Origin of the sequence: Saonia flava, assembly GCF_011927795.1 — a bacterium.
Lineage (GTDB): Bacteria > Bacteroidota > Bacteroidia > Flavobacteriales > Flavobacteriaceae > Saonia > Saonia flava.
Genome location: NZ_JAATJJ010000001.1, coordinates 1,749,320 through 1,761,714 on the forward strand (window position 1 = coordinate 1,749,320; position 12,395 = coordinate 1,761,714).

9 protein-coding genes and 1 tRNA gene are annotated in these 12,395 nt (G+C 36.9%); 3 read left to right on the forward strand and 7 right to left on the reverse strand.

Annotation, left to right across the window (positions count from 1 at the left end):
- Positions 1-28: 28 nt before the first annotated feature.
- Positions 29-1,939, reverse strand: coding sequence for a hypothetical protein (locus tag GGR42_RS07680; protein WP_167962504.1), 1,911 nt, complete (start codon positions 1,937-1,939; stop codon positions 29-31).
- 182 nt (positions 1,940-2,121) lie between these two features.
- Here GGR42_RS07680 and GGR42_RS07685 point away from each other — a divergent pair, with 182 nt between their 5' ends.
- On the forward strand, positions 2,122-3,213 hold the full coding sequence (locus GGR42_RS07685; RefSeq protein ID WP_167962506.1) for a Fic family protein: 1,092 nt from the start codon (positions 2,122-2,124) through the stop codon (positions 3,211-3,213).
- Positions 3,214-3,273: 60 nt separating this feature from the next.
- Here the strand turns inward: GGR42_RS07685 and GGR42_RS07690 are convergent.
- The 5 genes from GGR42_RS07690 to GGR42_RS07710 all read right to left on the reverse strand — a co-directional run bounded on the left by GGR42_RS07690 (position 3,274) and on the right by GGR42_RS07710 (position 9,901).
- Positions 3,274-3,347 (reverse strand) — tRNA-Asp (locus tag GGR42_RS07690).
- 130 nt (positions 3,348-3,477) lie between these two features.
- Positions 3,478-4,407 (reverse strand): DUF58 domain-containing protein, encoded by a 930-nt coding sequence (locus GGR42_RS07695; protein ID WP_167962508.1) that lies wholly within the window; start codon positions 4,405-4,407, stop codon positions 3,478-3,480.
- A gap of 79 nt (positions 4,408-4,486) precedes the next feature.
- A complete protein-coding gene (gene trxA / locus GGR42_RS07700) occupies positions 4,487-4,804 on the reverse strand; it encodes a thioredoxin (protein ID WP_167962510.1) in 318 nt (105 codons plus the stop codon).
- Positions 4,805-4,918: 114 nt separating this feature from the next.
- The gene (dnaE, locus tag GGR42_RS07705; protein ID WP_167962512.1) at positions 4,919-9,304 is read right to left on the reverse strand and encodes a DNA polymerase III subunit alpha; all 4,386 of its coding nucleotides are present in this window, start codon (positions 9,302-9,304) and stop codon (positions 4,919-4,921) included.
- Between the two features lie 141 nt (positions 9,305-9,445).
- A complete protein-coding gene (locus GGR42_RS07710) occupies positions 9,446-9,901 on the reverse strand; it encodes a ferritin-like domain-containing protein (RefSeq protein WP_167962514.1) in 456 nt (151 codons plus the stop codon).
- Positions 9,902-10,185: 284 nt separating this feature from the next.
- Here GGR42_RS07710 and GGR42_RS07715 point away from each other — a divergent pair, with 284 nt between their 5' ends.
- Complete coding sequence (locus GGR42_RS07715; protein ID WP_167962516.1) at positions 10,186-10,791, forward strand: 30S ribosomal protein S16; 606 nt, start codon at positions 10,186-10,188, stop codon at positions 10,789-10,791.
- 11 nt (positions 10,792-10,802) lie between these two features.
- A complete protein-coding gene (rimM, locus tag GGR42_RS07720; RefSeq protein ID WP_167962518.1) occupies positions 10,803-11,330 on the forward strand; it encodes a ribosome maturation factor RimM in 528 nt (175 codons plus the stop codon).
- A 12-nt stretch (positions 11,331-11,342) separates the two neighbouring features.
- On the opposite strand, the gene GGR42_RS07725 is transcribed toward rimM, so the two are convergent.
- Positions 11,343-12,386 (reverse strand): TIM barrel protein, encoded by a 1,044-nt coding sequence (locus GGR42_RS07725; protein ID WP_167962520.1) that lies wholly within the window; start codon positions 12,384-12,386, stop codon positions 11,343-11,345.
- Positions 12,387-12,395: the final 9 nt, after the last annotated feature.

Genomic DNA, 12,395 nt, shown 5'->3' on the forward strand with positions numbered 1-12,395 from the left:
TAAAGCTGATTTTCAGATTCGCCTCGAATTACTTTAAATCTTCTGGGAAAACAATCATTTCATTTTTTAACCTCTCAAAATACTTATCTTTTTTAAGAAATATTTTCGTTAGAAGTTGGTCAATTTCTTGATCTTCTCCAAAGTTCCAAATTATCTGTCTTATCAGGTTTTTTGAGTAGATTCGAATTTTCCAGGCATAATAAGGAAGTAAGGTTTTGTCAAAAGTTGCACTATGAACAATTAAATTTCTAAACCTGTAAATCATCGTGATATCGTCTTCTAAGGATATCTTCTTTTTTTCTAAAGTTTTTAAAGTGTTTTTTGAACCTTTATAGAAACTAATAAGAGAATCTATTTTACCAATTAAATAAGGATTTTGTTCATGTTTTCTGAGTTCGGGAAGGTACTTAATAAATTTTTTCAAGTACATTTTTTTATCCGTTGTTTTAAGATTTGCCTTTTTTAGTAATGTTTCAGGAAACTTACTTTGCCCAAAGAATTGATCCTCGACATTTCTGTAGTAATGGAAAAGATCCCAACCATATTCGTACACATATTTTGTCAGTTGATTAGCTCCAAGTATTGCTTTAATGAGATCGAACTTACTTGCATTTCTATCTCCAAGTATATCCTTCTTTATTTCTGGTTTATTAGTGAATAAATTTTCTAAAGCAATCCAGTAAAATACTAGTTTATCATCATCATTTTTTGCACTATCTCCTTTTCTTATCCAATGCAAAGTATTTCTGATTTTCTTAGTGGCTTTCGTATCCATATCTAAGATCTTACTATACTTTTTAAGTCCCGAAAAAATATTTGTATTAAAATCGATGTCTAGGGAATCGTGAAATTTCATCACTTTGTCCTCCCGCGAAGTGTGAAAAGATGATCCATAATATTTTGAGTTTTTAACTACAATATATTCTTCTTGAAGAACCTTAATTTTGGTTTTTATTCCAAAAAAACTATATACTAAGTCTATACAGTTTTCTATTTTATTAACTGCTTCGGAAAGAGAGGATTCATAAGTGAGAAATTTTACTTTGGCAGCAGCCTGCATATATTTTTCCTTAGTCTCATGGGGCTGAAGAACTTCATATTCTTTGACATAGTCTTCACCCTCAGTTATGAATCTTTTTTTATTGGGGGAGTAAAATATTACATCCCCAATTTTTATAACTTGATTACCTCTTAGACCTTCAATAACGAAAATATAGTAAGCCTCACCCTTCTTTTCATAATAATAATTTTCAAGTGCTTTTATTCGTTTTGCCAAGTCAAGTGATTCTAATTCAAGTGTTAAATTTTTTCCGAAAGATTTCCAAAGTATCTGGCCTTTTGAATCTTTATATTCATTAATATCTGTTTTATGTGGAAAGTGAGTATAGAATCTCCCATCATCTAAACTTTCTACTTGGCTAAGAATATATCCAGGAAATTTCTTGATTTCCCCAAGCGTATAAGATTTCAATAGCAGCTCGACAATGATTGATTGGGAGTAGTAATTTAAATCATGCAAAAATGTGCCATCTATAGGTGAACTTGATAACAATAGGCTGGAGATTTTTTCTAGCGAACCATCAAAGTACTTACCATTTCTAAACTTTGACTGAATACTTTGGCAAATTGAAAGGATATAACCGTTTCTTTCACTATTGAAGATTCGCCTAAGAAGGATAAAATCATTTTTGAAATGACTCCTGATTATTTCATCTTTATCCAAAAATTGATTGATTGTCCTATAAAAGAACTGTTTATTCTTTTGATTTTGAAGTGAATCGTCTTCGATTTCCAGAATTATGTTGTCTATCAGAACATGAGGTGTCAGAAGTTCTAAACCAAATGACCTCTTTAGAAAATTCTTTATACTATCATGCCAAAGATCCTGCCAAAACTGGATTTTCTTTTCTTGTTTATTTGGAATTTCGCTATCTCCCATGTAGTCGTTTTATTAAGAGCGTGAATTTAATTAAATAACCTGATTCTATTGTTTATATCACCCTTATCAATCCTTCGTTTTAGCCCCTGTGGTAAGTTGTGGCCCTCGATTGAGTTAAATAAAATTTATATTCAACTCGTATTTTTACTATTTTTGAGCCGAATAATACTTATAATCGGCTCATGCGTTACAATTGGCAACAAAAAGACTGGCCTAATTTTCAATATCAAACTACAGATATTGAAGATATGCTTTTTGATTTTGCCCAACGAACTGGGCGTATCAGTGGTGTTTTAGAGGGGCTCTCGAAAACAGAGCAAACCGATGCCATGATTAATCTGATGGTTTCTGAGGCGATAAAGACCTCAGAAATCGAGGGAGAGTATTTGAGCCGTAATGACGTGATGTCCTCTATTAGAAGAAACATAGGGCTTAATTCAGATTTACCCCCAACCAAAGACAAACGAGCAGAAGGTGTTGCCGAATTGATGGTTTCTGTCCGCAATAATTTTTTAAAACCATTGACAAGTAAAATGTTGTTTGACTGGCATTCGATGTTGATGAAAGGCAATACGCAAATTCAAATAGGTCAATGGCGAACCCATGAAGAACCCATGCAGATAGTTTCTGGGGCAATAGGTAGAGAGATAGTCCATTTTGAAGCTCCTCCTTCAAATACAGTATCTTCTGAAATAAAAGAATTCATAGCATGGTACAATGAATCTAAAAATAGTATCAAGAAACCTATCATAAGGTCAGCTATTGCCCATCTCTATTTTGAAACCATTCACCCCTTTGAAGATGGCAATGGTAGAATTGGCCGAGCTATAGCGGAAAAAGCACTTTCTCAAAGTATTGGTCGTCCAGTTTTGTTCAGTCTTTCCAAATCCATAGAGAGCAATAAGAACAATTATTATGATGCTCTAAAATCTGCTCAACGCTCAAACGAAATTACCGATTGGATAAACTATTTTGTTCAGACCGTTCTTGATGCCCAAATAGATGCTGAGCAAGAAATCGAATTTACCTTAAAGAAAACAAAGTTCTTCGACAGCTATAAAGATGCTCTTAATGAGCGACAACAAAAAGTAATCCGCAGAATGTTGGAAGAAGGTCATCATGGTTTTAAAGGCGGAATGAACGCTCGAAAATATGTTTCCATTGCTAGTACATCAAAGGCAACAGCCACAAGAGATTTACAAGACTTGGTTCAGAAGGGTATTTTCAAACCTACTGGGGGAGGACGGAGTACACGATATGAAATCAATTTGTAAGCTATTAGTAAGGTAAGATGATAAACAAAAAAGCCTTCAACAAATGTTGAAGGCTTTTTGCGGTCTGGACGGGACTCGAACCCGCGACCCCCTGCGTGACAGGCAGGTATTCTAACCAACTGAACTACCAGACCAATGATTTTATCTAAAAAAAGACTCTGGCAACAGCCAGATTCAAATCTTGTTCAAAATACTTTTCTCAAAGCGTGTGCAAATATACACTGCTTATTTAATTGCACAAACAAATTTTTCAAAATAATTAGCTTAAAGGAATTTTTGCCTTTCTATCATATATGTATTCAAAACTTTGGAAAAGTTAGTGTTGATGTCCACATCCACATACTTTATTTTATATTGGGCACATTTTAACCTAAGTTCGGCAAAATAAGCTTCAACACTTTCTTCATAAGAAGCTTTCACAGTATCCGAATATAAGTCTATATGATTGCCTGTTTCCATATCCACAAAACGCTTGGGGGTGTTTTCAAAATCAAAATGATATTCCTTGCTTTTGTCAAGAAGGTGAAACAAGACCACTTCGTGTTTGTTGTATTTTAAATGGCGCAGGGCATCAAACAATTTAACATCATCTGTTTCTGTCTGGAACATATCCGTGAACAGAAATATAAGACTACGACGATGGATTTTCTCCGCTATTTGGTGCAAATAGGTATAGGTCTCCGTCTTTTTGGCCGGATTTGGGTCCAAACTTACCTCGCTTAATTTTGCCAAAAGCATTTGATGATGGCGCTCGCTACTTTTTTCTGAGGAATAAAAATTATAGTTGTCCGAATAAACACTTAGACCCACAGCATCTCGCTGCCTCTTTAGAATATTCATCAACGCAGCTATGGCCAAAACCCCAAAACCTATTTTGTTTAAATTATTTATACTTAGATTTTCCACTTTAGGGTAATACATAGAAGCGGAATTGTCCAAGATCATATGACATCGTAGGTTGGTCTCTTCTTCGTATCGTTTGGTATATAGTTTATCTGTCTTAGCAAATAGTTTCCAGTCTATATGCTTGGTACTTTCTCCACTGTTATAAATCTTATGTTCAGCAAATTCTGCAGAAAAACCATGGAACGGGCTTTTATGAATACCGCTAATAAAACCCTCCACTACTTGCTTGGCCAGCAATTCCAAGTTTTGGAATAGAGTTCCCTTATTTAATTCTGACTGAAGATTCATTCTATTTATTGAACAACTAAGATAAAATAAAAAGGGTTGGCAATTGCCAACCCTTTCATAAACTAAACTTTCTTTTTATTTACAATACTGCATCAATTGCATCTGTATAAACTTTCTTTGGTGATACACCAACTTGTCTATTTACAATCTCTCCTCCCTTAAATACAAGGACGGTTGGAATATTTCTTACTCCATATTTTGCTGCAAATTCTTGATTAGCATCTACATCTACTTTACCAACTACGGCTTTCCCATCATACTCAGTACTTACCTCGTCTATAATTGGACCTACCATTCTACACGGTCCACACCATGCCGCCCAAAAATCCACAACTACTGGTTTGTCACTTTTTAAGACTACTTCGTCAAAAGTAGCATCTGTTATTTCTAATGCCATGTTTCTAATTTTAAGTATTACGCAAATTTAGTCAATTATTCTTCCTTTACCTTACCAACGCAAGATACCTTTTCCCTATTGCATTATTGATAAACTTTATGTTCTTGTTTATCATTAATTTAACTTATAATGCACATCACTTTCTTCAAGAACAGATAGTAATTCACTGGTGATATGAACTTTTTGTTTTCTTGCCGAAAGGTTCACCTTTATTTCCTCCTCCATCTCATAAACCACAAAATTTAAAGGATGGTTTCCTTTATGGGAAACAAGGGTGTCTTTAAGCTGATATACATTATCTTCATTAAGGTTGGCAACATTCAATTTTATGGTAAGCTTCTTTGCATAGGCTTCCATTACATCCTGTAACTGTTTAAAATCATTATACTGTAAACGTGGATCACCCTTTTTACCCGTTTCCCTATTTGTCCAACCTTCCCGAACAAAAACCTTTATAAATGCAAAAGAATTGATCATTAAAAAGTGTCGGAATTTTAAATATTCCTCTCCAAAAATCCTAAATTCAAAGGAATCTGTATAATCCTCCAAGGTGAACAGGGCCCAGCCCTTTCCATTTTTAGAAATCCGATGTTGTACATCTGTAATGACCCCGGCAAAAACAAGCTCCCTATTTACATATTCTTCCAAATTGGAAAAATAGGAGACATTGGCATTACAAAAAGCTTTGATTTCCTTTTTAAAATCGTCCAAAGGGTGACCAGAAAGGTATATACCTACCACTTCTTTTTCCCTTCTCAACTTTTCCATAGTTCCCCATTCCTCACAAGGGGGAACAACAGGTTCCGGTATTTGCGCTTCACTTATGCCCCCAAACATATCCATTTGTGAAGAGTTTTCATTCTCCTGAAATTTAGCAGCAGACTTTATGATTTTTTCTAAAAAGATTATACCATCACCTTCTGTATGGAGATATTGCGCCCTATGTGAGGTTCCTAAAGAATCAAACCCGCCGGCCAACGCCAGGTTTTCAAAAGCTTTTTTGTTTGCCGCCCTTAAATCTACACGCTTTGCCAAATCAAAAACCGATTTATAGGGACCGTCTTCCTTTCTATTGTCCACAATAGTCTCCACAGCACTTTTACCCACTCCTTTAATAGCACCCATGCCAAAACGCACTGCATTATCCTTGTTTACGGCAAATTTATAATAGGATTCATTTACACAGGGACCCAAAACGTCCAAGCCCATACGCTTACATTCTTCCATGAAGAAAGTTACCTGCTTAATATCATTCATATTATTACTTAATACCGCAGCCATATATTCAGCTGGGTAGTGTGCTTTTAAATATGCTGTCTGATACGCAATATATGCGTAACACGTGGAATGACTTTTATTAAATGCATAGGCCGCGAAAGCTTCCCAATCTTTCCATATTTTTTCCAATACCTCTCTTGGGTGCCCATTCTTTTCTCCTCCATCTAAAAACTGGGGCTTTAGTTTTTGTAGTAGTGCAAAAATCTTTTTACCCATTGCTTTACGCAAAACATCGGCATCACCCTTGGAAAAGCCCGCTAATTTCTGGGAAAGAAGCATTACTTGCTCTTGGTACACCGTAATTCCATAAGTTTCCTTTAGATATTCTTCCATGTCTGGAAGGTCATAGGTAATTTCTTCCCTACCGTGTTTACGGGCAATAAAACTGGGAATATATTCCATGGGGCCTGGGCGATACAGTGCATTCATGGCAATAAGATCATCAAAAACAGAAGGCTTTAAGTCCTTTAAATGTTTTTGCATCCCAATGGATTCATATTGGAAGACACCAACCGTTTCCCCTCTTTGGAACAGCTCGTATGTTTTCTCATCATCCAATGGAAAATCATCCGGTACTAAGTCTACGCCATGCTTTGCCTTTACAATCTTTACTGTGTCCTTAATAAGGGTTAAGGTTTTTAATCCCAAGAAATCCATCTTTAACAACCCAGCACTTTCTACAACGGAGTTATCAAATTGGGTTACATATAAATCTGAATCCTTAGCCGTAGCCACGGGCACAAAATTGGTGATATCATCTGGGGTGATAATTACTCCACAAGCATGTATTCCCGTGTTTCTTACCGAGCCTTCTAGGGTTCTTGCCATTTTAAGGGTTTGCCCCTCTAAATCGTCCCCATCATGAATATTTAATAGTTGATGAATTTTTTCTAAATCATCTGCTCTAAATTTCTTCTTCAAATCCGCATCGGACTGTCCAAATATTTTACCCAATTTGGACATGGTGGGAATTAATTTTGCAATACGGTCGGCGTCACCCAAAGGTAAATCCAGTACACGTGCAGTATCTCTAATGGAAGATTTGGCCGCCATGGTACCATAGGTTATAATCTGTGCTACTTGGTTGGCGCCATATTTGTTAATAACATACTCCATGACCCTGCCCCGGCCCTCATCATCAAAATCAATATCGATATCGGGCATGGACACCCTGTCTGGATTTAGGAATCTCTCAAAAAGTAGATCGTATTTTAAGGGATCTATATTCGTAATAGTAAGGCAGTATGCCACCACCGATCCAGCGGCAGAACCCCTTCCTGGGCCTACGGAAACATCCATGTTCCGCGCCTCACGAATAAAATCCTCTGTAATTAAGAAGTAACCTGGATAACCAGAATTCCTAATGGTATCTAGCTCAAAATCAATTCGCTCTTTTATTTCAGGCGTAATTTCTCCATATCTTTTTTTAGCACCTTCATAGGTGATATACCGTAAATATGCATTTTCACCCCGGTTACCACCATCCACTTTATCCTCAGGAACTTTATACTCTTCTGGAATATCAAAAACAGGTAAAAGTACATCCCGGGCCAACTCAAAAGGTTCTACCTTATCTAATATTTCCGAGATGCTTACAATAGCTTCTGGAATATCTTTAAAGAGTTCTTTCATGTCCTCTTGGGACTTAAAATAATACTCTTGGTTGGGTAAACCGTATCTGTATCCACGACCACGACCAATGGGTGTGGCCTGTTTCTCACCATCTTTTACACATAATAATATGTCGTGTGCATCTGCATCTTCTTGGGCACAATAATAGGTGTTATTGGTCGCTAACAACTTTACTTTGTGCTTGGACGCAAGATCTAAAAGCACCTTATTTACACGGTCTTCATCTTCCTGGCCGTGACGCATGATTTCCATATAGAGATCGTCACCAAATTGCTCTTTCCACCACAAAAGTGCTTCTTCCGCTTGTTTTTCCCCTACGTTAAGCACTTTTCCGGGAACTTCTCCATATAAGTTCCCCGTAAGGACTATAACATCTTCCTTGTATTGCTCTATTACTTTTTTATCAATTCTAGGAACATAATAAAAGCCATCCGTATAAGCAATGGAAGACATTTTGGCCAAATTGTGATACCCGTTTTTGTTTTTAGCCAAAAGCACTATTTGGTATCCATAATCCTTTACATTCTTATTGGTATGGTCCTCGCACACAAAAAACTCACAACCAATAAGAGGTTTTATTTCCTTCGCAGTAGCTTCTTCTCCCTTAGCAAGAGCCTCTGCATTTTTGTCCTTAACCCCTTTATTATGCGCACTAACTTCTTTTACAAAATGAAAAGCGCCCATCATATTGGCATGGTCTGTTAAGGCAACAGCTGGCATTTGGTCTGCCGCAGCGGCTTTGACCAAATCCTTTATGGAAATAGTAGACTGTAGTACAGAAAACTGGGAATGGTTATGCAAATGTGCAAAAGGCACTTCCTCTAAAGTCGCTAAATTTTCCTTTATTTCTTCTTTAGAAACTCCGCCAGTATCCTTATCCCAAAGAGAGTCAGCAATTTTTTTCGATGCCTTTTTTAGGTTGATATGTTTTAAACCTATAAGTTGAATCTCTTTTGGATTGGCCTCCGAGAAATTCTCAAAATAATCTGGCTGAACACCCAACTGCTCAATGGTGTACTGCTTTTTACGAACAAGCTCTAAAAAACATCGTGTAGTTGCCTCTACATCTGCGGTTGCATTATGCGCTTCTCCAAAAGGCTCTCCGAATAAAAACTGATGCAACTCTGTTAAAGTGGGCAGTTTAAATTTACCTCCCCGTCCTCCAGGAATCTGGCATAATTGGGCCGTATGCTCGGTACAGGTATCCAGCACAGGCAGTTCTTGCAACGAATTCTCTACTTGGAATCGATGGAATTCCGCTCCCATAATGTTGAGATCAAAACCTACATTTTGACCTACAACAAATTTTGTTTTGGAAAGGGCTTCATTGAACTTAGCCAAAACCTCAGCAATGGGAACACCTTCTTTCTGGGCCAATTCAGTTGAAATGCCATGAATTTTCTCTGCATCATAGGGAATATTAAATCCTTCTGGCTGAACCAAATAATCTTGATGATCCACCAAATTACCCATGGCATCATGCAATTGCCATGCAATTTGTATACAACGGGGCCAATTGTCCGTATCGGTGATGGGGGCATCCCAACGCTTGGGCAAACCAGTGGTTTCGGTATCAAAAATTAGGTACATAAAATGGGTTATTTCCTATTCATAAAAAGGAGTATAAATTTATTGAAATACCTACTATTAGAAAAGTAGAGTTATGAGGAGTTATTAACGAAAAAACCTTGGCATATTAGCCAAGGTTTCAAAAAAGATTATTCCAAATACTTAGGACATAATTTCCTCATATCCCTTGGCGGTATTAATAGAGGCATATATTGCATTTCGTTGTTTCATTAGAAGGTTTTCCGTAGAGGGTGGGAATTCAAAATCCCTGTCCCTTAATATTTCATTATATTCCTCCAGGCTCGCTTTTTCACCACGCTCAACTTCTTCCAATATTTTTTCTTCCTTATTGGATGCCACTGCAGCTTTTACATTCATCCAAGTTCTATGAATATTTCCTGTAAGGCTACCTTCGGTTTTAGGAAGTTCGCCATATTTGGAAATTTCGGTTTTTAGTTCGCCTGAAAAGGTTCTGCGCTCATTTTCTCTATCACTTAAGAACTTTTTTACAGATGCATTTTCAACTTTTTCCTTTGCCAATCTGTAGCCGTTCTCGGCGTCATAGGTTTTTTCCAATAAATCATTTAATTTGTTTGAAATTTTTTCTGAATACTTCATACTATCTCTTATCATTTAAATTATATAACATGTTATTGACCTTCAATAACCTCTCCATTCAAACTATTTAGAAAAAGACAAAAATCCAAGGAAACTAATTGCTTTGACATCAGTTTAACAGATATTCTTAACAAGTGTTAAACAAAAACCCTTAAAAAGCACCTATTTACCCTTGCTATATGCTTTTCATACAAATAAATAATATATATTTGCACCCGCTTAAATATTTTTGAGCAAAAAAGAATTAATAATCAAGGGTCGGGCACCCTACAAATTAATGTGATATGCCAGTTAGAATTAGATTACAAAGACACGGTAAAAAAGGAAAACCATTTTATTGGATAGTAGCAGCGGACTCGCGCTCTAAAAGAGATGGTAAATTTTTGGAAAAATTGGGAATTTATAACCCAAATACCAACCCAGCAACAATTGAAGTAAATGTGGACGGTTCCGTAAAGTGGTTACAGAATGGTGCGCAACCTTCTGAGACTGCCAAAAGAATCTTATCTTACAAGGGAGTGCTTTTAAAACATCACTTATTGGGTGGTGTTGCCAAAGGCGCTTTAACAGAAGAGCAGGTAGAAGAAAAATTTACGGCTTGGTTGGAAGAAAAAGAAAAATCTGTTAGTTCTAAAACTGATGGATTGGCCAAAGAAAAAGCTGATGCAAAAGCTAAAGCATTGAAGGCAGAAAAAGAAGTAAGCGAAAAACGTTTGGCTGTTGCTGCTGAAGAAGAGGTTACAGAAGAAGCTGAGGCTGCAACTGAAGAAGTAGCAGAAACCGCTCCTGAAGTTGTTGAAGCTGCCGCTGAGGAAGCCGCACCAGTTGCCGAGGAAGCTCCAGCAGCCGCTGAGGCCGAAGAAGCTGCTCCTTCTAAAGAAGAAGAGTAAATTTGTAGACGATGCAAAAGGAAGATTGTTTCTACCTGGGCAAAGTCGTATCAAAATATAGTTTTAAGGGTGAGGTACTGGTAAAATTAGATGCCGATGAGCCCGAGATTTACGAAAATATGGAATCAGTATTTGTTTCAGTAGGAAACAATCTGGTTCCTTTTTTTATTGAAAAATGTGTGCTTCACAAATCCAGCTTACTTAGAATACGTTTTGAGGAAGTTACAACGGAGGAAGAGGCAGACAGAATTCTAAAGGCCAAGCTTTATTTGCCTTTAAAATTCCTTCCCAAACTAACGGGAAATAAATTTTACTATCATGAGGTTATTGGCTTTACCTTAGAAGATAGCAAATATGGCAATATTGGCACTATAAGCAGTGTAAATGACTCAACTGCCCAAGCTTTGTTTGAGGTAGAAAAAGATGGGAAACAATTATTGATTCCCATCAATGATGAAATCATCACCAAAATAGACAGGGAAAATAAAACTATTTTTGTAACGACCCCGGAAGGATTGGTAGATTTATATCTAAACTAGCTATTAGGAATCCTAAGACAATGCTTTTCTACAATATTCCAAACATTTAGCCACCTCTTTTACTGCATCCGAACCTTCTGGAACTTCGTATTCCATTTCTATGGTTGCTGGAAATTGATACTTATTGCTGCGCATTAATTGCAAAGCCCCTGAAATAGGAGTATCCCCTTCTCCCCAAGCAAGGTTCTTTCTGCCATTAACCTTATTTTGCCTATCCTTAATATGCATACTTTTTATTCTATCATGCTTATTTTGGATAATTTCCAAAGGCGCAGAGTTTCCTGCAGCAACGTAATGTCCAATATCCAAATTCAAAGCATTGTGCTTGGACTGATCAAGAGCTGTATCCCAAAAAGTAGGAGTTTGCTGTTCGTGTCCATGGTAACCCACATAGATATTATGCTTGCTCGCCATTTTTCCCAGTTTTAAAGTGTGTGCATCATCACTAGGGTGTTCCAAAGTCACGTGGTTTGCCCCCAATGTCTTTGCGGCCCGCATGCCAAAATCAATTTCAGCATCTGTATTCCCTTTGCCAAAAGCTGCTGGTTTAAATGCATAAATGGAAACTCCCGCTTCTTTATACATTTTCTTGAACTCTTTAAATTTATCCATAGACACCTCTGAACGCCATTTTGCAACCACTTTATTATAGGAATCTATTTGAGCTTGCATATCTTCCATTTCCTTTTCCTGATCTGCTGATAGATTGCCATCCCTCTTGGCCCTCATCAAACCATAGAAAGCGCGTCTATCAATAGTGCTTTCTGGTTTTCCAGCAAAAACTTCGGCGGGATCTCCCATTAATTCAATAGCACTTATACCACAATCTTTTATATATTTTAATACTGCCTCGGCGCTTTGATCTTCCATACTCCTAAAAGAATAGGTTATAGCGCCAATCTGTACCCCATTAATAAAAGAATTGGGCTTATTATAAAATTTCAATATAGAGGGAGCTCCTATAACCGATTGAGAGGCCAAGACCGTTCCAGCAGTGAACAGTGCCGATTTTCCTATAAATTTTCTTCTGGTAATATTTTTCTTATTGTCTTTCATAAAGTATTT